26 protein-coding genes and 2 pseudogenes are annotated in these 24,127 nt (G+C 41.0%); 11 read left to right on the plus strand and 17 right to left on the minus strand.

Annotated elements, in window-relative coordinates; genetic code table 11:
* Positions 1 to 175 precede the first annotated feature (175 nt).
* The 6 genes and pseudogenes from CDC33_RS16910 to CDC33_RS16945 form a co-directional block, all read right to left on the minus strand.
* Positions 176 to 736, minus strand: a complete 561-nt coding sequence (locus CDC33_RS16910; protein WP_109009451.1) for a Uma2 family endonuclease — start codon at positions 734 to 736, stop codon at positions 176 to 178.
* 73 nt (positions 737 to 809) lie between these two features.
* Positions 810 to 1,151: a hypothetical protein gene (locus CDC33_RS16915; protein ID WP_146195830.1), complete on the minus strand. Its 342-nt coding sequence runs from the start codon at positions 1,149 to 1,151 to the stop codon at positions 810 to 812.
* A gap of 185 nt (positions 1,152 to 1,336) precedes the next feature.
* Complete coding sequence (locus CDC33_RS16920) at positions 1,337 to 1,897, minus strand: Uma2 family endonuclease (RefSeq protein WP_109012603.1); 561 nt, start codon at positions 1,895 to 1,897, stop codon at positions 1,337 to 1,339.
* A 923-nt stretch (positions 1,898 to 2,820) separates the two neighbouring features.
* Positions 2,821 to 4,584 (minus strand): WD40 repeat domain-containing protein, encoded by a 1,764-nt coding sequence (locus tag CDC33_RS16930; RefSeq protein ID WP_109009453.1) that lies wholly within the window; start codon positions 4,582 to 4,584, stop codon positions 2,821 to 2,823.
* An 862-nt stretch (positions 4,585 to 5,446) separates the two neighbouring features.
* Positions 5,447 to 5,689 (minus strand): annotated as a pseudogene (locus tag CDC33_RS16940) (FAD-dependent oxidoreductase); the annotation flags it as partial.
* Positions 5,690 to 5,939: 250 nt separating this feature from the next.
* Complete coding sequence (locus CDC33_RS16945; protein WP_109009454.1) at positions 5,940 to 6,335, minus strand: hypothetical protein; 396 nt, start codon at positions 6,333 to 6,335, stop codon at positions 5,940 to 5,942.
* A 332-nt stretch (positions 6,336 to 6,667) separates the two neighbouring features.
* Here CDC33_RS16945 and CDC33_RS41285 point away from each other — a divergent pair, with 332 nt between their 5' ends.
* A complete protein-coding gene (locus CDC33_RS41285) occupies positions 6,668 to 6,790 on the plus strand; it encodes a hypothetical protein (RefSeq protein WP_280524416.1) in 123 nt (40 codons plus the stop codon).
* 29 nt (positions 6,791 to 6,819) lie between these two features.
* Entirely contained in the window at positions 6,820 to 7,497 is a 678-nt protein-coding gene (locus CDC33_RS16950) for an SDR family oxidoreductase (protein WP_109009455.1), read from the plus strand.
* 1 nt (position 7,498) lies between these two features.
* Here the strand turns inward: CDC33_RS16950 and CDC33_RS16955 are convergent, their stop codons facing one another.
* The 3 genes from CDC33_RS16955 to CDC33_RS16965 form a co-directional block, all read right to left on the minus strand.
* On the minus strand, positions 7,499 to 8,551 hold the full coding sequence (locus CDC33_RS16955; RefSeq protein WP_109009456.1) for a Rieske 2Fe-2S domain-containing protein: 1,053 nt from the start codon (positions 8,549 to 8,551) through the stop codon (positions 7,499 to 7,501).
* A gap of 149 nt (positions 8,552 to 8,700) precedes the next feature.
* Entirely contained in the window at positions 8,701 to 9,138 is a 438-nt protein-coding gene (locus tag CDC33_RS16960) for a secondary thiamine-phosphate synthase enzyme YjbQ (protein WP_109009457.1), read from the minus strand.
* 141 nt (positions 9,139 to 9,279) lie between these two features.
* On the minus strand, positions 9,280 to 10,452 hold the full coding sequence (locus CDC33_RS16965; RefSeq protein ID WP_109009458.1) for a pyridoxal phosphate-dependent aminotransferase: 1,173 nt from the start codon (positions 10,450 to 10,452) through the stop codon (positions 9,280 to 9,282).
* 169 nt (positions 10,453 to 10,621) lie between these two features.
* On the opposite strand from CDC33_RS16965, the gene CDC33_RS16970 reads away from it, so the two are divergent.
* Positions 10,622 to 10,894, plus strand: coding sequence for a hypothetical protein (locus CDC33_RS16970; protein ID WP_109009459.1), 273 nt, complete (start codon positions 10,622 to 10,624; stop codon positions 10,892 to 10,894).
* 145 nt (positions 10,895 to 11,039) lie between these two features.
* Here CDC33_RS16970 and CDC33_RS16975 read toward each other — a convergent pair whose 3' ends face one another.
* From CDC33_RS16975 to CDC33_RS41290, 5 genes and pseudogenes are all read right to left on the minus strand, one after another.
* A complete protein-coding gene (locus CDC33_RS16975) occupies positions 11,040 to 11,276 on the minus strand; it encodes a hypothetical protein (protein WP_109009460.1) in 237 nt (78 codons plus the stop codon).
* Between the two features lie 460 nt (positions 11,277 to 11,736).
* Positions 11,737 to 12,087, minus strand: a complete 351-nt coding sequence (locus CDC33_RS16980; protein WP_109009461.1) for a hypothetical protein — start codon at positions 12,085 to 12,087, stop codon at positions 11,737 to 11,739.
* Positions 12,088 to 12,516: 429 nt separating this feature from the next.
* Positions 12,517 to 12,639, minus strand: a pseudogene (locus CDC33_RS16985) (GNAT family N-acetyltransferase); the annotation flags it as partial.
* Complete coding sequence (locus tag CDC33_RS16990) at positions 12,636 to 13,991, minus strand: UDP-N-acetylmuramoyl-tripeptide--D-alanyl-D-alanine ligase (protein WP_109009462.1); 1,356 nt, start codon at positions 13,989 to 13,991, stop codon at positions 12,636 to 12,638. The gene CDC33_RS16990 and the pseudogene CDC33_RS16985, both read right to left, overlap by 4 nt.
* Positions 13,992 to 14,598: 607 nt before the next feature.
* Positions 14,599 to 14,727 (minus strand): hypothetical protein, encoded by a 129-nt coding sequence (locus tag CDC33_RS41290; protein ID WP_280524417.1) that lies wholly within the window; start codon positions 14,725 to 14,727, stop codon positions 14,599 to 14,601.
* A 132-nt stretch (positions 14,728 to 14,859) separates the two neighbouring features.
* On the opposite strand from CDC33_RS41290, the gene CDC33_RS17005 reads away from it, so the two are divergent.
* Positions 14,860 to 15,333, plus strand: coding sequence for a TspO/MBR family protein (locus tag CDC33_RS17005; RefSeq protein ID WP_109009465.1), 474 nt, complete (start codon positions 14,860 to 14,862; stop codon positions 15,331 to 15,333).
* An 89-nt stretch (positions 15,334 to 15,422) separates the two neighbouring features.
* A complete protein-coding gene (locus CDC33_RS17010) occupies positions 15,423 to 15,896 on the plus strand; it encodes a TspO/MBR family protein (protein ID WP_109009466.1) in 474 nt (157 codons plus the stop codon).
* 348 nt (positions 15,897 to 16,244) lie between these two features.
* On the opposite strand, the gene CDC33_RS17015 is transcribed toward CDC33_RS17010, so the two are convergent.
* On the minus strand, positions 16,245 to 16,952 hold the full coding sequence (locus CDC33_RS17015) for a M15 family metallopeptidase (RefSeq protein ID WP_109009467.1): 708 nt from the start codon (positions 16,950 to 16,952) through the stop codon (positions 16,245 to 16,247).
* Positions 16,953 to 16,994: 42 nt separating this feature from the next.
* Positions 16,995 to 17,255: a DUF4926 domain-containing protein gene (locus CDC33_RS17020; RefSeq protein WP_109009468.1), complete on the minus strand. Its 261-nt coding sequence runs from the start codon at positions 17,253 to 17,255 to the stop codon at positions 16,995 to 16,997.
* Between the two features lie 392 nt (positions 17,256 to 17,647).
* Between CDC33_RS17020 and CDC33_RS17025 the strand changes: the two genes are divergently transcribed.
* The 6 genes from CDC33_RS17025 to CDC33_RS17055 all read left to right on the plus strand — a co-directional run bounded on the left by CDC33_RS17025 (position 17,648) and on the right by CDC33_RS17055 (position 23,480).
* A complete protein-coding gene (locus CDC33_RS17025) occupies positions 17,648 to 19,129 on the plus strand; it encodes an aminotransferase class I/II-fold pyridoxal phosphate-dependent enzyme (protein ID WP_109009469.1) in 1,482 nt (493 codons plus the stop codon).
* A gap of 376 nt (positions 19,130 to 19,505) precedes the next feature.
* The gene (locus CDC33_RS17030) at positions 19,506 to 19,658 is read left to right on the plus strand and encodes a ribbon-helix-helix domain-containing protein (protein ID WP_109009470.1); all 153 of its coding nucleotides are present in this window, start codon (positions 19,506 to 19,508) and stop codon (positions 19,656 to 19,658) included.
* Positions 19,659 to 19,766: 108 nt separating this feature from the next.
* Complete coding sequence (locus CDC33_RS17035; RefSeq protein ID WP_109009471.1) at positions 19,767 to 20,393, plus strand: Uma2 family endonuclease; 627 nt, start codon at positions 19,767 to 19,769, stop codon at positions 20,391 to 20,393.
* A 600-nt stretch (positions 20,394 to 20,993) separates the two neighbouring features.
* A complete protein-coding gene (locus tag CDC33_RS17045; protein ID WP_109009472.1) occupies positions 20,994 to 22,013 on the plus strand; it encodes an ABC transporter ATP-binding protein in 1,020 nt (339 codons plus the stop codon).
* Between the two features lie 130 nt (positions 22,014 to 22,143).
* Entirely contained in the window at positions 22,144 to 23,031 is an 888-nt protein-coding gene (locus tag CDC33_RS17050; protein WP_109009473.1) for an ABC transporter permease, read from the plus strand.
* 50 nt (positions 23,032 to 23,081) lie between these two features.
* Positions 23,082 to 23,480, plus strand: coding sequence for a hypothetical protein (locus CDC33_RS17055; protein WP_109009474.1), 399 nt, complete (start codon positions 23,082 to 23,084; stop codon positions 23,478 to 23,480).
* Positions 23,481 to 23,558: 78 nt separating this feature from the next.
* Here the strand turns inward: CDC33_RS17055 and CDC33_RS17060 are convergent, their stop codons facing one another.
* Entirely contained in the window at positions 23,559 to 23,996 is a 438-nt protein-coding gene (locus CDC33_RS17060; protein WP_109009475.1) for a peroxiredoxin, read from the minus strand.
* Positions 23,997 to 24,127: the final 131 nt, after the last annotated feature.

The following is a 24,127-nucleotide window of genomic DNA, read 5'->3' on the forward strand; positions in this document are numbered from 1 at the left end:
GCTGTACCGCCCAGTTTCTACAATAAACCTACAGATACAATCCTTTGCAACTTTCTTAGGACTTACGCAAAAATTGCTAAAAAGCTTAATTTCTCGAACCGCCAAGACGCCAAGAGCGCCGAGAATTCGTAGAGTGTGCGTAAGTCCTATTTCTTTGGGAAATGCGATCGCTTTTTTACGTGAAACTCAACCAGCCAAAAACTTGTTCCACAGTCAGTTCCAAATCGATACCGTCAAGGATAGGTAATTTATCAGCACCTTCGTATAATTCCACTCGCTGTCCAGGAAAAATCCCTAGCACACTTTCGTCTTCTGGGTTGATTAACCAGCCTAATTCAGTACCATTGCGCGAACAATGCAATAATTTACTCAACACTTTTTTTAACCTTTGATCTGGGGAAATAATCTCAATTGCCCAGTCAGGATGAATTTCAAAGCGGTTAGCAATTCTGCCAGATGGAGTTTTAGGAATTGTGTCCCAGCGAAATACAGACACATCAGGGACGATAGAAGCACCGCCAAAGGTACAGCGTAGTTCTGAAAAAGCGTAAGCAATTTTTTGGCTTTCAGTTACGTTATTAATAACATTACAAAATTTAGCCTGTAGTCGGCTATGTTCACCTTGGGGCATTGGTTTTTGAATGATTTCTCCGTTAATAAAGTCTGATGCTGGCTCAGTTTCTGGTAGTTTGAGGAAATCTTCTAAAGTCCGTTGGGGTTGAGTGGCAATAGTCATCAGCAAATAGCATAGAGGGGATAGTTTTATTATGGACGAACTTACAAAGCGCCCGATAGAGGCAGAATCTAGTTTAAATACTAATTGGCACTAAAATTATCATTCCAGTTAGGATAAGCAGAACCAAAGTAATGATTAAACCGACTCGTAAAGATATAGTATTTAAAATTACTAATAACCATACGAAAGCCACTTCAACTATAGTTGCTCCAAAAACTTTTAAAATATGTCTAGCTAATTGGAATAAAGAATAATCAGGATATAATGCAACGTTGCTGTTTTTTAAATAAAAATGTAAATCTACACTTGACCTAAGCAAGATAAAATTTAGTCTAATAATTAGTATCGTTGAAAGCAAAAAAGCAATGAGTTTAGATAATTGATTTTCAAGCCTCATATTTTTTGATAAACTCAATCCATCTTTACTTACAGTACCAAAGAGCGATCGCTACTCTGTGTGCTATGTGGTAAATGCTGTTAGCCAGTAGGGTGATATCGCTTTAGGGTAACGCACCATTAATAATTCAGAGTGCGATCGCGATCGCCTACTCTTAAAGCTTGCTACGCCTCGCATCCTTCATTTTTGATAGGTGCTAAAAATTATATTTTTGGGAAACCTACCAGGCGATTAACTTGGACTGATACATCACCAAAGGCTAGGGGGACAATAGTACCTGTGGTTAATGTCAGTTCAGTTGTGTATTGCCCATTTTTTAAGTCTCGAAATACTTGTAACTGAGAATTTTTGAGATTGACAACCCAATATTCAGCAATGCCTGCTTCTGCATAGATGTCTTTTTTATCACCTAAGTCTTTGCTCAAGGTTGACTTAGAAAATTCGATAATCCAGAAAATATCTTCAGGGTAAGGGTGGTGTTCTAAGTAGACCTCGCCTAGAGGTTTGACAATAGCCACATCGGGGACAGGTTCTGAGTTGTTTGGTAAGGTGATGGGTTTGGCATCGCGGATTTTTGCGCGTTCACCTAGCAGTGTGCGGAGATAATCAGCTGCTTCTGTATTGTAGTAGGCATGGGGTTCGCGTTCTGGGGGCATAACTATGAGGTCGCCGCGCAATAGTTCAATGGGTTGGTCGTCAAAAATCCCTGCTTCTATTGCTCGGTGATAGCGTTCAATTGTCCATTTATAGGTAGTTACCGTCATAGCTTTTTCTACCATTTCGACAATAGCTTTAGTTTGATTTTAGTTGATTGCAGGGACTTCCAAATAAAAAAATATCCCATCCCTGCGGGACGCTACGCGTAGCAAGATCCCCAAAGGGGTACGCTTTTAGGGGGATCTCTTAGTTGGAAGCAGGGGGAGGGAAAGTTGTTGTGATTCCAAAAATTGGATAATTTATTTTTTGGAGTTCCCTAAAATCCGAAATGGTATTACAACATTTTTTGCCAATTAAAACCATATTTATTGTTGAGGCACAGCATTGCTTTGACTCAAAAGCGTATTCTATTTAAGGGAAGATGCTGTAACACGAGTCTGTTTCTCATAACGTCAAAGCGGAAGCTGCTACAGACTGCGCGGAACACGGAAACGTCAAAGCGGAAGCTGCTACAGACTGCGCGGAACACGGAAACGTCAAAGCGGAAGCTGCTACAGACTGCGCGGAACACGGAAACGTCAAAGCGGAAGCTGCTACAGACTGCGCGAAACACGGAAACGTCAAAGCGGAAGCTGCTACAGGGAAAGCGGAAGCTGCTACTCTTAAGGTAATACCGTTTCACTTCAAGATTGATAAGGTTTGACACTCCCCCGCTACACCGCTTTGCGGTTAGCGGGGGATTCTTGCTTCTCAGAAACTTTATGAAGGCAAAATTTTTACTTCAGCAAGGACGTTAGCAGTTAGATTTAGCAAGCAAAAGCTGTCTTTTATTCCTGTTTATCCTGAGTTAGTTAAATTTAATCCAATACTGACATTTGTGAAGCGTCGTTTGCGATTTTAGATTTTGACTTCGAGAATGTTTTAAAAGTATGCGTGAGGTAGATTTCATCATTCTTAAGGCAACGAAGTGGAGGGAATAATCTCGATTTTCCGTTAACTTTTCAGATGCACTGGTTAAACCGTGTAACCTTCAACTCCGTTGCCAAATTTTAATTGTCTTATCCAAGCTCCCGCTAACCAACATCTCACCGGAAGCTGTGAAAGCTAATGCTGTGACTATATGAGTATGACCTGTAAACGTACCCAGCAATTCCCCAGTTTGTAGATGCCACAACTTAATGGTTTTATCAGCACTACCGCTAGCAATTATTTGTCCATCGGGACTTAATGCGATCGCATATATTCTATCTCTATGTCCTTTCAGAGTATGAAGTAATCCCCCTGTCTCCAATTGCCAAATTTTAATCGTTTGATCCCAGCTACCACTCACGAGCATTTTACCATCTGCACTAATGGCCAAAGAACGAACGATGTGAGAATGACCCATGAGAGTATGCAGTGGTTGTGCATCCTTTAAACTTTTTATCCCCGTCTGGGGTAAGGTGCGCCAGACTTTGATTTTGCGATAGCTACCTGTAACTAAAGTTTCGCCGTCTCGACTCAAAACCAGGGAATGAGCAGCTGTATCATCTAAAGAGAGTGCGATCGCAACCTGACGTTGCATCAAATCCCAAAACAGAATTTTTCTATCATCTCCGCCTGTTGCTAACATTCTGCCATCTGGGGTGAAAGCAGCACACCGCACTACCCCATTATGTTTGTGCAAAATATCTATTAAATCTAAAGCGCCTACATGCCAAAGCTTAATTGTGGAATCTGCACCGCAACTGACTAAAGTTTGTCCATCTGAACTAAAAGCTACGGAATTCACTTCATCCACCAGCCCAGATATCACCCAAGGATACTCTGATAATGTATCTATTAATTCACCCTTGCTTAAATCCCAGAGTTTTGTCTCTCCCCGACTACCACTTGCCAATATGGGTAAAGTGCCATTATTATACCCAGAACTGAAAGCTAGGCAATTAATACCTCTGGTGTGTCCTTGCAAAGTTTGCCAGCATTCCCAGTCACCGACTATACCCTTAAGGCAATGCTCTGATGGTAGAGTCTGTATTGTATCTGCGATCGCTAAATCATGAATTAATGGCGACGTGTCTTTTTTACCAATAAGTGATTCTAAATACCAATTTAACCCCCCTGCATACAACAAGTGACTCGGATTAATGTAGAGTTTTGGTTCAGTAAGTTCAATTTGATTTGCAGGTAAAAAGCCTGTAATTATGCACTGTTTCTCGTCGTATCCTAGCTTACCTGTAGATGGATAAAACAAACACAGAAAAATTAATACTTGGTGCTTTCTTAAATCTTCTTGAGTAACCGACCACCTAATTTTGTTTTTCTTAATACCATTAAAACTTTCTCCATCAGCAACATAAACTTGAACACTTAGCTGAGGATTATCTTTTAGTACATAAGAAAACTTGCTTTCGCCACACAAACTTCCCTCATCATCTAAAACCATGTTTTCCACAGTATCTTGTGATACCTTTTTTACCAACTTCCCCAAACGTTCAGTTATCACCCGGTCAACAATATGCTCCCGCAAAAGATAATCTTGGGCTTGTTGTTGGAAATATTTGGGAAAAGGTATCGTCCAGTCAGGAGGTTCAGGATATTCTGGTGGCGTTGGCGGCGGATTTTTGGCAAGAACTTCTGCTTGTTGGCGAGAAAGTTCTTGGAGTCTAGCCAAAGGCTCGCCCCAAAAAGCCATAATTTCAGTGTGACAACCCTTGACTTGACTTTCTAGCAAAGATAAGTCATAAGTTTTAGGTTTTTTCACACGTTGAAGGAAGTCAGCTTGTTGAGATTTGAGTAAGCTAATCCAATCCATCTGCATTCCTGCGGCAAACTATTGCATACCTACGGTAAGCTATACCAATGCAATTACTCAAGTTTATAACCTTAGTTAATTAAAAATATAGGAATCCGGTTTGATTTGGAGAAAATATACGTAGGATGTGTTAGCACGGAGAGTACGGCATCAAACTCGTGTTCATAGTGCGTTACGAACTCCGTTCTAACACACTCTACAATACTTAATTTCGTTCAAAAATCAAATAGTAATCCTATACAGTAATTCTTAGTAGTCTAATAAAACACAGCAATTAGCAGATGTTTCTGAGAAAGATAGAGATTATTGCACTTAGACATTTCATGAACTGATGCAGTTGAAGTATATAGAATTAAATGATGTCAGTCAATTCTAACGGAGATGGAGAAAGAGATACTGTTTCCCTAGAGACAGTTATAGCCGCAAAGGAAAGTTTAATGTGAGAGGGGCTTCAAAGATTGCCGTAACCTGAAGTCAACAAATCCATACACAAAAATAACCTATTACAGCACGGCGGAAGTCAAAAGTCACACATAATTGTATTCCGAGCTTCTTGTACCATTTCAAATCAATAAATACCTACTAAATTCTTGAATACTAAAGCCAACAACCCACAAATGAGTATCATACTGAGTATATAAAAGGTCTTGGTGGTACGTTGAACCATAACCCAGATTTGCTGGTAGGAAAGTTGATAATTCTGGATGAGAAAGAATGCTGGAGGATTAAACCAATTCGCAATTCGCAATGGGCTAACGCCCCGCTCCGCTAACGCAATTCGCAATTACGTTTTGTGACGGGGATTTAGACCCCGACACAAAACGTGCTGCCTATCTTGCTGGGGACTTAAACCCCCAAAGTTCGTTAATAAAAATTCCGTACTTGGAACGCTAATTTCTGATAGCTTATCCGTAAGTCCGAGAAAGTCTATGAATTTTTGACCTCGACCATCAATTTGATAATTGAATGACTTGTCAGGTTCATAGTAATCAGCAGTAACACGTTGTTCCAAAACCGTAATATTTATCCAACCACGTTTAGCCAACATTAATGCGGTGGCAAGTCCACTAGGCCCCCCAATACGGTTCGGATAAGCATTTTTCACTTTCCTTGTGGTCTGGGGAAAGGGTAAGGGGTAAAGGGTAAAGGATGTATTGAAAACCTTTCCCCTTTTCCCTTTGCCCTTTAACCGAACCGTATTGCTAGGCCCCCCACCAACAATTAATACATTTTGGCGAAAATTATTACTTTCTTTTTGTGTAAACAATTCTTCAGTTACCATGAGCCACGAAAATGGGGTAGTATATCTTACTAATAAGCTACTTAAAAACCAGGAAAAGTCATTACGAATTATTTTAACCTTTGCGTTTTGGTTGTCTGGTTGTAGTACTTAGATCAGAGGAGTCGCCAAAAGTATCCTTTGCCTCAATCTGTTTAATTTTCATTTGCAAATTCAAGTCATCACTGCTAACAATTGTTTCTAAATTTGCTAATCTTTGCTCTAACAGTTCTATTTGTTGCTGTTGCAAATAGTTAGTTTTTGATTTTTGCTCATCAGAACGCCAAACAGCAACCGTACCAACAGCTGCGCCACCAATTGCAACTAAAGGAAGAATAGCACCGCTTCTAGTAACGACTGATAGTGGGACGCAAACTCCGAGAATGGCGACTGTAATTACCCAAATTCTTGTGGTGGCAGATAATCTAACATCTTGGTATTGTTCTAGATTGGTTTGATATTTTTTAGCCATAAATTTATCCTTGAAGTTTATCCTTGAAAACTTATTTGCAAGATTGGCACAATCGTTTATTACACAATACTTACTGCGATCTGCTGTAAATAGAATTTTTGTACTAGTATTTTTTATTGTCAGTAGGTAAACATAATTCAATGTAAAATACCAATCAGCAAAATAATTTTCCTGACTCTTATACAGATGCGATTAATTGCGTCTCTACTACTGCCTTCTTCCTTTACTTAGTTACTTCGTTATTTTAGATCGTTGATGAGCCAGACTCCACTACAGTTAGACCATATCTCGACTTAGAAGCTACTCAATCCCAAGAAAAGTTACGTTTGCTGATGAGTGAAATTATTAGTCTGTTTATTGACACTTATGTTCGCCACCAGCCAAAAGCATCCCAGGAGCTTGAGCAATTATTAACTGCTGCCAATCCTTTGATAAAATCTTTTGAGCGTAAATAGTTAAGCTTATTAGCTAATCCAAAATCAATATGACAAGTGCATCTTATATTTTTCTGGCTGGAGCAAGTCGCGGTGTTGGTCGAGAAATTGCTCAATATCTGACAGCGCAACAGCTAAAAGTCAAAGCACTCCTGAGAACAACAGCAGTTGCTAGTGAACTAGAAAAAATCGGTATTGAGGTAGTTCTGGGAGATGCCTTGAATGTTGGCGATGTAGAACGCGCAATGCTTACAGATGAACCTATTCACACCGTTATCAGTACTATTGGCGGTTTACCATCAGATGTAGAAAGACCCGATTACCCTGGTAATAAAAATCTGATTGATGCAGCAGTTAAAGCTGGGGTGCAAAAGTTTATTCTTGTGTCTTCCATTGGTGCTGGCAATAGTGTTGTTGCTGTCTCACCCCAAGTTTTAGCGGTACTGGGAAAAGTTTTAGCTGAGAAAGACAAAGCTGAACAACACTTAATTGCCAGTGGACTCACCTATACAATCATCCGTCCTGGTGGACTAAAGTCAGAACCAGCAACAGGTAATGGTGTTTTAACTGAAGATCCGCACATTATTGGTAGCATAAATCGTGCAGATGTGGCGCAGTTAGTTGGTCGCTGTTTAAATAGTGAGCGTGCCAATAATAAAATTTTGTCAGCGATAGACCGAAATATGCAGTTTGGACAAAGAGAATTTGCAGAATTTACTTTGCAGTAATTTAAGCACGCCACCGGAGTATCTGACCCTTGACAGGATTCACAAATTCTCGTCTTTCAGCGACAGACTTAGCATACTCTCGCTTTAACTGGTAATACCACTGCGCCTGCATATCTGAGTCTTTAATCAGTCGCAGCACGGGATTATATTTCAAACCAATCTGCTGCTTTTCTACAACCGTTCGGTCTTGACCAATGAAAGTTCGCGCCAGCACATGTAACAGTGGCTTGAAAAATCCTACCCAAGGAAGTGTCCAGTAAAGAGCAAAAGTTACTTCAGTTTCTGTGTCTGAAATTGGTGTAACTGCCGTTAAATTAACGACTCGATGGTTGCCAATTGTGGTTTCTTCGATTCTGACTCCAGGTAAACGAAAAGAAATCTCCGTTTCTGGCACACCACCGCCAATCAGCCAGTATAATCGACCCCCATTTGCTGGTAATCGATGTCGTCGCATTGTGAAGCCATAGGGCGAAGCATCGAATTGCTTCACTTCTTCGTGCAGTTGCTCACTTCGCCACCACCAAGCGCGATGAACATAAGGTGAATGAGCAGGGTCCATCAGACCTACCACTGCATGATCTATAAAACAAGGGAACTTTACCACTTCTACGAACTGGTGAGAGCGATCGCCAAACCCTGGAATTACCGGAATCTCCATCTCAGAAGCAGGTTGAGGGTTATCGGGATCAGCCATATATATCCAGATATTCCCTTGTGCTTCCCGGACTGTATATGAATCTACGTCAAAGCGCCTCAAATCCATTTGCTGCTCTTCTACAAGAGAAGGTATTGCAGTGCAGCGTCCAGCCGGGTCAAAGCGCCAACCGTGGTAACAGCATTCTACTTCTTGTCCATTGAATCTACCACAACTCAAGGGCACACCACGATGTGGACAAATATCTGTCATCGCAGAAACTTTACCATCCTGACTGCGGACTAGCAGCACTGGTTCTCCCAAGAAAATGCGGCTGATCATCATACCTGGCTTAATCTGATTACTAGGCAGAGCATAGTACCAAGTATTACGTAATACAAAGTTATCGTTATTTTTCATCACTAATTGCGTCTGCCTTTGTCACAACAAAAGTTCTGGTTTGTGGAAAGGAAGGTTATGCTTAGAAACATTCTTTCAGGGTTTTAATTGCTGTAGGTAATTCTCTCAGATTTAGGTTGCTCTAAAAGGATTACAGGTGTGAAGTTGCATTATTCACCAGAAATTTGAAAAAATACCGTTCTTTTGCGCGGCCCATCCAACTCAAAAAACAATACAGATTGCCAGGTTCCCAGAGCTAATTTACCATCCACAATGGGAATTATCTCACTAGTTGTCAGCATCATTGCCATTAAATGAGAGTGAGCATTAATTGGTTCATCTTCCGGGACATCTCTTAAATGCAAGTCATTATGTAAATAGCTGTCTGATTCAGGTGCTAATTTTTGCAAAAACACTTTTATATCTTCTAATAATCTGACTTCATCTTCGTTGATAGCTAAAGCTGTGGTTGTGTGTCGAGAAAATACTAAAATTTGTCCATTTTTAATTGATGTTGAAGTAAGAAAATCTTGGATTTGTGGTGTTATATTATGAATATTAATTTTTGGTTCAGTTTCAATTTCAATTAACTTATTAATAATTGGCATCTCTTCAATTTTATATTTGGGATTGTAAAGGAGGTACCTCAACACAGTCTAACGTTCTCATAAATTAAATATCAACTCTTAACAGACGCGATTAATTGCGTCTCTACTCCTAACTCCCAACAGACGCGATTAATCGCGTCTCTACAAACTCCTAACTATAGTTTCCAAACCTTGCACTAATCTTTCTATACCATCTTTTGCTGTATCTTTTTGCAGCGCACCGTAGGCAACGCGGAGGTAGCATCCGTCATCCATACCAAAGGTTGTACCTGGAATAACTGCTACTTTATGTTCCTGGATTAGTCTTTTAACTAACTCCAAAGCATTCATCTGAGTATTAACTTTGAGGAAAAAATAGAAAGCACCATTGGCAGGTGTAATACTACATAAACCTTGTAGGCGGTTAAGGGAGTCGAGTACTAATTGTCGAACTTGAGCTATTGCACTTATATGACTCTGTAAATACTCCGCTTTTGCTTGCAATGCCCCTAAAGCTGCATATTGGGAAATTACTGGCGGACAAATCAAAATTGTATCCTGGACTTGTTTGACGGAAATAAATAAGTGTTTGGGAATCACCATGTAGCCAATGCGCCAACTGGCAAAACCGTATGCTTTAGAAAGGCTAAAAAGAGAAATGGTGTACTCGCTACTATTCTCAAATGCACCAGGGGAAACGTGTTTTACCCCGTTATAGGTAAAGTATTCATAAGCTTCATCGCTGATGTGGTAAATGCCGCAAGTAGCGCAAATTTGATTTACTTGGTGCAATGCTGTTTCTGAATAGACAACTCCAGTCGGGTTATTTGGTGAAATTGTCACCACAGCCCGCGTTTTGGGGGTAATTGCTTGAGCGATCGCATCTGGACGCAGTTGGTAATTTTCATCTGTCGCCACTAACACTGCACGACAACCAGCCATTGCGATCGCCATTTCGTGGTTGAAATAGTAAGGCGTATTCAAAATAATTTCATCGCCTGGCTCAGTTATTGCAAGAATGGCATTCATAAATGCCATATTGCTCCCGGCTGTCACCACGATACAATTTTCCCCATTGATTTCAATACCGTTGAAGGTTTGCAATTTTTCTGCAAGTGCTGTCAGCAACGGGGGAATTCCTTCAACTGATTTGTATAAATTATTAGTGGGTTCGGCTAAGAATTTGGGTAAAAATTCTATTGCTTCCGGTGGTGGATTGTAATAAACAACACCCTGTCCTAGAGAGATTGTTCCAGGAGAGTCTTTAATCAGTTCCCCAACCACAGGAATAATTGGCGACTGTACCGCCTGCATACGAGAGGTTAGGGATTCCATATTTCCTTGCCTATCTATCTACCTGGCTTTAGTATCCCTTAATCTGGAAAAGATGGAAAGTTCCTTTGTGATAGATTCCCACACTTACAATACGCTTCGGTTAAAGGACGAAGACATGAATTGTGGTTGGTACTGTTCGTGATCTTGCTAGGTACAATGACAGGATATTGTGGCTACCGACCGTAGTCAACGTCTGGAAGCTCAACAGTTACTTTCTGATATCCACTTGTCTTGGGGCATCGAAAATCGGCTGCATTGGGTTCGAGATGTGACATTCCAAGAAGACTTTCCACCACGCCGTGGTGGCAATGCCCCTGTCAATTGGTCTATCTTACACAACTTTTTCATTACGATCGCCCGCAAACTCTGTTTCCGAACTATTCCTCAAGCACAACGTGCCCTATCTAACCAACTGCACAAAGTTTTTTCTTTCTTTGTATGAAATCACCCTGCTCTGGGGATAAGGGGCGGGGGGAAGGGAAAAAGTTCTGTATTGTCCCCTTCCCCTAAAACCATTACCCTTTTCCCCAAGAGTGCAAAAAACACTTTTGCAAGAGGTCTATAGGTTTAGTGCCTATACTTATACCTTAAATCACAGCTTCTTGGCGTTGACAATCAAAAACAACCATGTAATAAGCATTTGGTGTTTCCTGGGGGAGATGCCGCATATAGCCTTCGGCATCAGAACGGCTGCGGAAGCGAGCAACAATTTCCCGTTGCGTATTAGGAAGTAGACGAGCGATCGCCCAAGAATTGAGGCGTTCTTTATAAGCAATAGCTTGATTGTCTGATTTAGAGGCTTTGTAATCCGTATTTTCTGGCATAATTATGTTAACCGTATGAAGTTTAATGAAGGGCGTTAATTAGTTTCTAGGTAGGAATGCACTAACGCTTTTTTTTAATGCTGCTGCCACCTTGTTATTCGATTATTAAAAAATTGTCAACATTGAGCGCTATATTTTAGACCACTGAGGTTAGAATTTTCAGGTGGCAATGAATCTCAAAGCCTTAATTTGTAATTGTTTTTAGAGCATAACAATGCTCAAGCAGAAAGTTTGGCAAATATTGGGTTTGTATGATTTGTATGCATACACATAAGTAAAATCTGTACCAGTGTAAAAATGAACGCAAAGGTCTTCAAAAATACTATTAAAAAATTTATATCTCAAAGTTCTCAAAGCACTTAAAAACGAAAACAACACAAAAAAGCGTGCATTCTGACTAAAGGCAAAGCAAGAGTTGCTCCACCCCTAAATTCTTTTTCAATTTTACCTATTTCTCCCTTCACCACTCCTTATCTAGTAGGGATTCAAATTCAGCTTGTAAGGCGGTTATATCCGCCAATCTTGCGACTAGTAAATTATCCTTACCAGCATCAGTTAAACGTACTTTCCAATAACGAATGCTGTCTGAGTTATTCAACCAAAACTGAATCACGGTATCTACCACTTGATCCAGATTCCAATCCCACTTTGCTGGAACTGATTCCACTGATTCTAGAAACGTATCTAGTGTACAGGTATGCATTCCCAAGTATTCCACGCCTTGGCGGGGTGGTTTTTGCCCATTTTGCTGTTGGTGATTAAAAAACTGCAAAAGTGGAGATACTCCGACAATATCAAAAGTATATTTCATACTACCACTCCCAATTTTAAATTACTTGCAGTAAAGCTTTAGTTTTTTCTAACATAATGTCTAAGAAGTAGCTAAAGCATCTATAAAAAGTATAATTTATACCTATATTATAAACAGTAAACCTTAGTCAATAATTAGCACTGGCAAGCCTTGAGTGCTAATTTATTTTAATAGTTTGATTTATTATTAAAGAGCTTCGGTAATTAATTAAAGGGTGTATATAGAATTGTAAATTGTTTATTTTTTTAAAATTGTCATTAGTCATTGGTCAATAGTCATTAGTATTATTAAACACGAAAAATCGTGTATAACTACTAATGACTAATGACTCGAAATCCCCCACCTTCAAGCCGGGGGATGAGTTAACCTCTCTACTGCCTGATTTTTAAATCCCTACCCTTGAAAGCTGCCTCCCCTGCTTATCCGAATCGTATTGGGCCCAAAAGTCAAATAACGCACAACCTCACGATCGCTAGCGTATTGATGAACTGCTTGCCAATCTGATTCTACAAAGTCTCGCAGTATGAGACGTTGGGTTTCTAGTGGTATCATCTGGAAAATTCTGCACGTAACTGATTGACTACCCGATCTAGCCCCACGGAATGAGCGGCTTTGAATAATAAACGATCGCCTGCTTGCACAAATGTCTTTAACCTAGCCACCAAATCAGCATGAGTTGCAAAGCACTCCGATGGAATACCTTTGGCACTAATAGCGATCGCTTCGGCATCTTGTCCATCAACCAAAACCAACAAGCCGTCTAAATTCAAATTTTTTACTGTTTCTCCCACTCGCTGGTGCAACTGCTGCGATCGCTCTCCCAATTCTTTCATTGCACCCAACACAGCAATTTTCCGTTTTCCGGGTGTGTCTGCCAATAATTGCAAGGCTGCGATCATAGCTTCTGGTGCAGCATTATAGGTTTCATCTAAGATTACCACATCGTTGGGTAAGGTAAATCGCTGCGATCGCCCTGTGGGCATATCCACCATTACACCTGCTTTAAGGCTTGCCCAATCGATCCCCAACACTTTTGCTACCGCTAAAGCTGCCAAGAAATTTGTTGCATTGTGACGACCAGGTAAAGGTACAGGTAGTTGGATTCCGGCAACTTCTACAGTGTCGTTATCAATTAATTGTCCTTGGATATCCCCACCAGAAAAGCCGTAAGTTAAAACTTCTCCGTGCCAAAATTTTGCTGCCGTGGACATTAATAAAGGATTGTCGTGGTTGAGAATTGCCACACTATCAGCAGACATTTCGGCTAACAACTCACATTTTGCTTGTGCGATCGCTTCTTCCGAACCCAGTAATTCAATATGTGCCGTCCCTACATTGGTAATCACTCCAATTGTTGGACGTGCTATTTGCGTCAGTTCGGCAATTTGTCCCCTACCCCGCATCGCCATTTCAATCACGGCGTAGTCATTTTCTGCGCCAAGTTCTAGGAGAGTTTTCGGGACACCAATTTCGTTGTTGTAATTTCCATAAGTTTTGTGAACAAGCCCCTTAGTTCCTAAAACTGCGGCAATTAATTCTTTAGTTGTAGTTTTACCTACGGAACCTGTTACACCAATTACAGGAATGTTAAAGCGATCGCGCCACCATCTGCCAATTTTCTGATATGCTTTGAGGGTGTCTTTTACTTGTAATACAGGAAGCCCCGGATTTTCGTATTCAAAATCCACAATTGCCACTATTGCACCCTTTGCGATCGCAGTTTGCACAAATTCGTGTCCATCAAACTTTTCGCCTCGTAAAGCTAGAAATACTTCACCCGGCTTCAGGGTACGGCTATCTGTTTGTATACCGTAACTTACTTGTTTTAAAGCATTTTCAGATAAGTTTACAGAACTGGCCAAAAGAACTTCAACCAGTTGGTTTAGGGTGGCAGAACAATGCATAATTAATTTACAATTTAAAGTTCAAAATTATAAAATCGAATTATGGCATAATACTGCATTGAACCACAAGATTTACGATTTTTTAAAAAGGTCTTATTTATAGATAAAGGCGTACTTATGTAGATACGCCTCTATAGCCGATTCATTTGTTGCCAAGATGTTTGAAAAATAGTCTACTCAATGCCTTTTAGTTAAAAGAGTTTGAGAGTTGATTAGGGTCTAGATTAGCAGGAAATAATAAAATTTCCTTGCCTTCTAAGTTTGCTTTTTGGTGAAGCAAAATTGCCTTTTCCAAAGAACAATATTTAATTGGAACCCATCTGTCGCTATAAAAGTAGACAGTTACTCGGCTCATTGCATACTCTTTCAACGGCAGTGGAAGAGACCAGGATGAGTCCCCAGTTTGAACCTTACCTGTTGAGTCCATGCTTTGAACCTCAGTTATTAAGTATATATACTTTCACTCATCAGGATGATTTGAAGTAACTGTCATAAGTAATAAGAAACTACCTTGAAATTGAATCTTTAGGTAAAAATAAGAATAATTACAAGTGAAGAAGGCAGGAGGCAGGAGGCAGGGGCAAGGGAGACAAGGGGACAAGGGGACTTAAATCAGAACTTGCAACAAGTGTTTCCCCTTGTCCCCAAGTCCTCTTTCCCATGCCCAATGCCCAATTCCCAATACCCAATACCCAATGCCCATGCCCAATGCCCAATGCCCAATTCCCAATACCATAATTTAAAATCCTGCCGAACGATGTGAAGGTTTCAAACTCAGGGGTGATGAGTAATTAGCAACTAAATTGACAAAATCACACTATAGAAAGTGATATTAAGCGATAGATAGCGCTTGTAAAGGATAACGACCATGATTAAATCTTGGATGGTGATTGGGGGTGTCGCTTTCTTAGTTGCTTTAGCAGCTAACGTAATTACACCTAGCGATCGCCAATGGTTCAAGCGCTTACAACGGCCGAGATGGCTAACTTTTGAGGGTGCGATTCCTATTATCTGGACTGTAATATTTATTTGCGGTGCTTGGTCAGCTTATATTGTCTGGGAAAAAGATCCAGGAAGCACCTCAACCTGGTTAATCATGGGTTTATACTTGCTTTTAGAAATTGTAACCATTGCCTATACACCTGTAATGTTTAAGCTTCGCAGCCTGAAAGTCGGTACAATTCTTGGTGGCACAGGTTTTATCATTTGTGCTTTATTGATACTTGCAGTTTTAGGTTTTTCTGGTTGGGCAGCACTATTACTAGTTCCTTATTTGCTGTGGAGTCCCATTGGTACTTATACCACTTGGCAGATGATCAGTCTCAATCCTCAAGATGCTTAAGATTCGCACCAGGGAATGATTAAACATATAGCTTAAATTGTCAAACTTGCAGTGTATGACTTGACAAAATACACAAGCAGGAGTGCATTATGATTCCATCTTGGATAATAATTGGGGCTGTAACTTTCTTCGTCGCCCTTGGTAGTTTCTTCATCACACCGCGTGATGTTAAATGGTTTGCAAATTTAAGTCGCCCACGTTGGCTAGTTTTTGAGCCGCTAATTCCGGTCATTTGGACTGTAATTTTTGTTTGCGGTGCAGCTTCAGCTTATATTGTCTGGGAAAAAAATCCCGGAAGCCCAATTACTTGGCTACTAATGGCTTTATATCTCTTGGTAGAAATTATCACCGTTGCCTATATACCTACAATGTTGAGGTTTCGCAGCCTCAAAGTTGGGGAAGTTCTTGGGCTAATCGGTTTGATTTCAGGCGTTGTCCTCGCAATCAGCGTTTTGCCAATTTCTTTAACGGCGGCGCTGTTACTCCTTCCCTATCTAATTTGGACTCCCATTGGTACTTACACTACCGACGAATTAAAAGAGTTAAATCCTTTAGATGCATAGTACCGCAGGGCGGAAGTAACGCAGTCGAAAGTCAAAAGTCAAAAGTATTATGAAATAAGCTCTTTAGGGATTTTAAATAGTTGCTCTATTCGCAATACGGTTCGGATAAGGTTTTTTGATGACACGCTCTAGATCCAAAGACGCGATAAATCGCCGTCTTTACAATAATCAGTCCTTTGTAGAGACGGCGATTTATCGCGTCTCTTGCCTTAACCGAACCGTATTGGCTCTATTCGTACCGTAGCATACTAGTTTGAGATTTTGGATTGTTAAAGAGTTTCTGGTAATCGCATTAGATTGTTCAATCCAAAATTCAAAATCCAAAATCTAAAATTCTTCTGCCTGCATCTATGTAAGACGCCCATAACGTGCTGTGACAGGATTGGCTGGATTCGATTGATTATTCAGCCAAGCCCACATTTGATCGCCAATAGAAAAATGCCACCACTCTCTAGGATTGCGTTGAAAGCCTGCTTTTAACATTACATTTTGCAATAACTGACGGTGAGCATGATAATTTTGGGCTTCTGGGCGATCGCTATTGGCATAATAATCTGGGTGCGATCGCTCTGACATTTCATCAATGGGCGAACCCATATTTACTATTTGCCCTGCATCATCTACTAGCGTCACATCCACCGCCGCACCTGTACTGTGAGGAGGGGGAGTTTTTTCATCCAAACTTGGTAAAGCCCAAATTGCATAAACCGCTTCCCAAATTTCTTGGCGTTGGTTTGGGGATAATTCCACATCAGTTAATCCCCTATCCCGCACTGCTTGAGCGAAGCTGTAATCTACCATAAACTGCTGGACTGCGATCGGGCGATAAGCATCAAAAATTTGGATACGCCAGTTTGGATGCAGCAGTTGAAGATAATTTTGCGCTTGGATCAATTTTTCAATAACGCTTTGACGAAGATAATAAGGGGAGCGATCGCCATAAGTAGCACCTAATTTTTCATAAGGATGGGGAGATTCCACCGCAAACAATTCTAAAGGAATCTTTATTAGCGGTTCACCACACTCAAAAATTGGGATTTGATGATAGGGCCTCATGTGAATAATTCGTAATTCGTAATTATTACCTCATGCTCTACATTAGGCAATTGCCAAATCATAATGTAAAACTAAAATTTCATCTGCTCTCAAAGTCGCCATTGCATATTCACAGCCTTGGGTATCAGCAAACTCGACTAAATAATGATATTCTTCTTCTTGCTCATACACTTCTACAATTGTTCCAACTTGCCCACTAGGTAAGCTTTCGATAGAAGTATAATCTTCTTCTATTAGTTGTAATCTCTCAATGGGAATGGGCTTGAGTGTAGCAATAGTATCCAAAGGTTTAACTTTTTCCATTTAACTATCATAGTCCCCTCTCGAAGAGTCTATGGTGTACACACAAGTCCATTCGTTCAGAACACAAGGACTTTCGTCCAGAACACAAGTCCATTCGTTCAGAACACAAGGACTTTCGTCCAGAACACAAGTCCATTCGTTCAGAACACAAGGACTTTCGTCCAGAACACAAGTCCATTCGTCCAGAACACAAGTCCATTCGTTCAGAACACAAGGACTTTCGTCCAGAACACGAGTACATTCATTCAGAACACAAGTCTTTTTTGAGTCTTTGAGGGAATAGATTATTAGCGTTAGTTTCCCGGATTGTTCGCAGCCTGATTCCATCTATATCAGGTACTATTCAATCTACCTTAAACTGTTGACCATATTAACGGTTTGTTTCTTCAAAAATGCTCAATCAAAAGCAAACACCTTTATTAGATGCCTTAAAAGCCAATGCAGCAAGACTCCATGCACCTTTTTACACCCCAGGACATAAACAAGGTAAGGGAATTTCTCAATCTTTGGCTGATTTATTTGGTAAAGCCGTCTTTCGCGCTGATTTAACCGAATTAGCTGATTTAGATAATCTCTTTGCACCCCAAGGTGTTATTCAAGAAGCACAACAACTAGCATCTGAGGCATTTGGCGCATCACAAACATGGTTCCTTGTCAATGGTTCTACCTGTGGGATTGAAGCAGCTATTCTCGCTACCTGTGGCACAGGTGATAAAATTATTCTGCCTCGCAATGTCCATTCATCTGCGATCGCTGGTTTAATTCTCTCTGGTGCAATACCAATTTTTCTCAATCCTGAATACGATTCAGTTTTAGATATTGCCCATAGCATCACGCCTAATGCTATAGAATCTGCACTCCAACAACATCCAGACACTAAAGCAGTGTTGACAGTTTACCCAACATATTACGGCGTTTGCGGAAATTTGAGTGCGATCGCCAGCATTACCCATCAATATAATATTCCTCTACTTGTAGATGAAGCACACGGCGCTCACTTTGCCTTTCATCCAGAATTACCCACTCCAGCCTTAGCCGCAGGTGCTGATTTAACTGTACAATCCATCCACAAAGTACTTGGTGCAATGACACAGGCATCGATGCTGCACATTCAAGGTAACAGGATAGATGGCGATCGCATCAGTAAGGCTTTGCAACTCGTACAATCTACCAGTCCTAGTTATTTACTTTTAGCTTCTTTAGATGCAGCGCGTCAGCAAATGGCACTCCACGGAAAAATGCTGATGTCTCGCACTTTACAACTTGCTAATAAAGCTAGAACAAAAATCAGTCAAATTCCTGGATTATCTGTTTTACAGATTCCTGTTTATCAAGAGGTGTTGGGGGGATCTTCCGGCTTTGTAGCTTTAGATGAAACGCGATTAACTGTCACTGTTTCTGGTTTAGGTTTAACCGGATTTGAGGCAGAAGAAATTCTGGATGAAAAATTTGCTGTCACCGCCGAATTCGCTTCACTGCAACATCTCACCTTTATCATTAGCTTGGGCAATACCCCAGCCGATATTGAGCAACTAATACAAAGTTTTACCATTCTTGCCAAAGAATATCGCCGAACCAACTTAACTTTTAAAAGCGATCTTTGGCAGGATCTTTTTACTACACAGTGTCATGCTTTACATTTTTCTCCCCGTGAAGCCTTTTTTGCTGTAAGTGAAATATTACCTTTGATACAGACTAATCAACGCATCTGTGCCGAAATCGTCTGTCCCTATCCTCCGGGAATTCCCGTATTAATGCCAGGAGAACTCATCACCAAACCCGTTCTTGACTACTTGCAACAAATCCAGACGATGGGAGGATTTATCAGTGGCTGCAATGACACTAGCCTCGAAACTTTGAAAGTTGTTAAATAGTGTACTAATTTAGCTTGAACGCCTAGAAGCCCCACATCCTAGCGTTAACGGGACTTAGACAAAAATTAAGCCCAAATGTAACCTAAACTAGCTTTATAAGCAGCAAACACGTCACGATTCAAGTTCAACCAATCGACAAATCGAAAAGACATATAGGATTACTATTTGATTTTTGAACGGAATTAGGTATTGTAGAGTGTGTTAGAACGGAGTTCGTAACGCACTATTATCAAGGGTTTGATGCGTTACGCTGTCGCTAACACATCCTACAGATATTTTCAGAAATCAAACCGGATTCCTATAGCTGTTCTAAACGCTTCTAAGGCTTCAATAAAGGTGTTCAAAGATTTATTAGCCCATTATCAAAAAAGCTACAGTGTCCAAAAGAGTAAGCGTTTCGTTGCCTGATTTGACTCATGAAAAATTACAGCGATGGGCTGATATTGAAGGTACGAGCCTTGCCGATTTAGCAGCTTATTTACTACGGCGTGACGTGGAACAAACTGAAAAAGAAGGTAAGCTTAACTAGCCTAATGAAAAAAATAATCTCTGAAGAAAGGAGATAAATTTTCTAACCGAAAATCTAAATCAACAGACAATTAACAATGAAAACAGAACAATTAATAAGGATGACTATATGACTCAAGCTTTACCAAAAACCAAGCTAGTAACCTTTGAAGAATTTGTTCAGTGGAAACCCGACGGGGGGCGATATGAACTGCATGATGGAGTAATTGTAGAAATGACACAACCAACAGGCCCCCACGAAAATATTATTGGTTTTTTGGCACTTGAAATATCAGTCGATATCAAGCGACTAAATCTTCCCTACTTCATTCCAAAAACAGCACTAGTCAAACCACCTGAAAATGAAGCTGGTTATTCACCAGATGTATTATTAATTAATCGCTCCAATCTGATAAATGAACCTTTCTGGGAAAAACAATCTACAGTTAGTCAGAGTGACTCAATTCCTTGTGTAATTGAAGTAGTTAGTACAAATTGGCGTACCGACTACTATACCAAGCGTGGTATGTATGAAGAAATTGGTATTCAAGAATATTGGATTGTAGATTACCTAGCTCTGGCAGGCAAATCGTTCATTGGCAATTCCAAACAGCCTACAATATCGATTTATTCACTAGTTGAGGGCGAATACCAAGTCAGTCAGTTCCGTGGAAGCGATCAGATTATCTCAACTATTTTCCCGGAATTGAATTTAACCGCCGAGCAGATTTTTCAAGCTGGAAACACTACCAGATAAAGTTGAATTAAATTAATTTTTGGGGATGGTAAACACATCATCAAACCGTTGACACCATCTTTCTCATCTTGGGGGCATGGCTGCGGGGGTGGTTTCTTTCATGAGCTTTTTTCAACGTGAAAGCTATGCTAGCTAAGTATTATACTCTTTTTCGCTTTTAACTTTTGTTTAAGTCCCGTTAATACAAAACTAGTCGCAAAAGTTAGTTTACGAGTCACAAAAGCTGCTTTTCAAGTCGCAAAAGCTGCTTTTCAAGTCACAAAAGCTGCTTTTCAAGTTGCAAAAGCTGCTTTTCAAGTCACAAAAGCTGCTTTTCAAGTCGCAAAAGCTACTTTTCAAGTCGCAAAAGCTACTTTTCAAGTCACACAAGCTGCTTTTCAAGTCACAAAAGCTGCTTTTCAAGTCACAAAGCTCTATTATTTGGTGTATTTTGCTACAAATGTAATCAAACAACTTGCTTAAAAGGAGCAGAAATTTTGGCAGCATGGTGCATGAAGCTAACTCGTTTACAGATTTTCGCTCATGCGCTATTTCCTAGTCCCCACCTTCTACAATAAAGATAGACTTTATTGAGATTTGTATAGTTGGGGATAGGCTGTCATGGCTCCCGCCGTTTTCATTCAAAATTTGCAAAAGCGCTACGGTACAGTGGTTGCCGTTCAAGATGTTTCCTTTCAGGTAGAACCAGGAGAAATTTTTGGTTTACTTGGCCCCAACGGTGCGGGGAAAACTACTACCTTGCGTGCTTTATGTACACTCACCACACCGGATGCTGGCAAAATCGAAGTATCTGGCATCTCTGTATTAGATAATCCGAAACTGGCAAGACAACGACTAGGCTACGTAGCTCAAGAAGTCGCTATAGATAAGGTGCTGACTGGAAGAGAACTGCTGCAACTGCAAGCCGCACTTTATCACCTCCCAGGCGCAGTAGCCAAACAGCGCATTGAGACTGTATTAGATTTACTTGGCTTGCAAGAATACGCCAATAAGAAGACAGGAACCTATTCCGGCGGTTTACGCAAGCGCCTAGACTTGGCTGCTGGGTTACTCCATTCACCGGATGTTTTAGTCTTAGATGAGCCAACAGTAGGACTTGACATAGAGACGCGTTTTGTGGTATGGGACTTCCTGAGAAAATTACGCGCCTCTGGGACGACGGTAGTAATTACCAGCCATTATCTAGAAGAGATTGACGCTTTAGCCGATCGCGTGGCAATTATAGATCGCGGCGTTGTAATTGCTGCTGGGACACCTTCACAATTGAAAGATCAAGTAGGGGGCGATCGCATCACTTTGCGAATCCGCGAGTTTTCCCCCATTGAGGAAGCAGAAAAAGCCAAAAACCTCTTGCAACCTTTACCGTTTGTGCAAGAAGTGATCATCAACAGCGCTCAAGGTAATTCCCTCAACTTAGTAGTGACACCTCAGAACGATGTTCTGATCAACATACAGCAAGCCCTGAATACTGCTGGCTTGCCCATATTTGGCATAGCCCAATCTCGCCCCAGCCTCGATGATGTTTACCTCGCCGCTACAGGACGCACACTAATGGATGCAGAACTAGCAGCCGTTGCCACTCGCGATCCGAAAGCTGAGAAAAAGCAGAATATGAGATAGGTGCTGGGGACTGGGGACTGGGGACTGGGAAAGAGTTTTGCTAATCCCCAATCCCCAATCCCCAATCCCTAATCCCCAATCCCTAATCCCTAATCCCTAATCCCCAATCCCTAATCCCCAATCCCCAATCATGAGCGTTACTCCTAAATCTGATATCAATTGGCAGCCCTTAGCATCGCCACAAGCAGATGCTAATCCTGCACCTAACTTTTTCGGTGAATTGGTACAAGAGACGTTGGCTTTAACTCGTCGCTTGTTTATTCAATTGCAACGGCGTCCCTCCACATTGGTTGCCGGAATTATTCAGCCGGTGATGTGGTTGGTGCTATTTGGTGCATTATTTCAAAATGCCCCCAAGGGATTGTTTGGCAGTACGACAAATTACGGTCAATTTTTGGCTGCTGGAGTAATTGTGTTTACAGCCTTTGCTGGGGCGCTGAATGCTGGTTTGCCCGTAATGTTTGACCGCGAGTTCGGCTTTTTGAATCGTTTGCTGGTAGCACCGTTAGCATCACGGTTTTCTATTGTCTTTGCTTCAGCAATCTTTATCATCAGCCAAAGTTTGCTGCAAGCAGGCGTAATTGTTGCAGCAGCAGCGTTTATTGGGGCTGGACTACCAGATGCAACGGGTTTATTTGCGATCGCTCTAATTGTCTTTCTCTTAGCTTTGGGTGTAACAGCCATCTCCCTTGGTTTAGCTTTCGCTCTACCCGGACACATTGAATTAATTGCAGTGATTTTCGTCACTAACCTACCATTATTGTTTGCCAGTACAGCTTTGGCTCCTTTATCCTTCATGCCTCAATGGTTGCAGGTTGTAGCTACTCTAAATCCTCTCAGCTATGCGATCGAACCCATTCGCTATCTGTATCTCCACAGTAGTTGGGAACTAAGTAGCGTAGTCATGCAAGCTCCTTGGGGTGATGTTACCTTTGGGGGAGCCTTGCTGGTATTATTTGGCTTTGCCGTTGTCGCCTTACTGAGTATTCAACCCCAACTGCGGCGAACTCTTGCTTAAAGAGATAAAATAGAGCAATTTTAGGAGAGCAATTTTAGGGTCAAAATCCCATGAAAAAATCATTTTTACAAATTCCTAGACTCTTTGTGGCTACCCTGGCAGGAATTAGCTTTGCTTCCTTGCTCATAGCTCAACCAAGTTCGGCTCAAGTCAGCAGCCCAGCCGATGCTTTTCCTAGTAATAGTACAACTGACCAAAATACCGATCCCTTCTCCCGTTCAAACTCAGACAACTTCAACATGTTTGACCTGATTCATCGGGCAAATTTTGGGACTCTCAACTGGGATTCTAACCAACAGAATGAACAACTAGACTCAGCCGCAGCAGCCTTTAAAGCAAGGCAACAAAAATTAATTCAAGGTCAACAACAGCAAGCAAACCCCAGTTTGCCATCGTTTACACTACCATCAGCTACGCCGCCATCGGTTACACCACAATCAGGTAACTGAATTCAACCAAAGAACCCCAAGCCTCTAGAGGCTCGGGGCCGAGACTATTTAAAAAATCCTTAGTTATTAGGTAAAAAACTACAGCCCAAGTGCAGCTAAAACATCGCTAGCATGGGTAGTGGTATTTACACTAGTGTCAACATGGGTAATTTTGCCGTTGGGGTCAATTACGTAGGTGACGCGCTTGGCATAACCACCGCCATCCACATCGAAAGCTTTGATGAGGGATTTGTCGGTGTCAGCCAGTAGGGGAAAATTCAAATCATATTTTTGGGTGAATGCCTGATGGGAGACTTCATCATCAGCACTGACTCCCAAGATAACAATATCTTTACCTTGATATTGAGACTGGGCATCCCGAAAACTACAGGCTTGTTTGGTGCAACCTGGCGTGTCATCTTTGGGGTAAAAATACAAAACAACAGTCTTTCCCCTTAAATCAGATAACGAGACTGTGTTGCCGTTTGTATCTTTAGCGGTAAATGCAGGTGCATCCGTACCAACTGCTAGAGGCATAATTAACCTTTCCTGTTTCAGATTGTTGATGCACTTGAAATTTTACATTAATTTATAATCATTTAATATAATTACTAAAAAATAGCATAACTATACTTTAGGCAAGCAATTTTTGGTTAAATGAGGTGGTT

It is taken from the genome of Nostoc commune NIES-4072, assembly GCF_003113895.1.
GTDB lineage: Bacteria > Cyanobacteriota > Cyanobacteriia > Cyanobacteriales > Nostocaceae > Nostoc > Nostoc commune.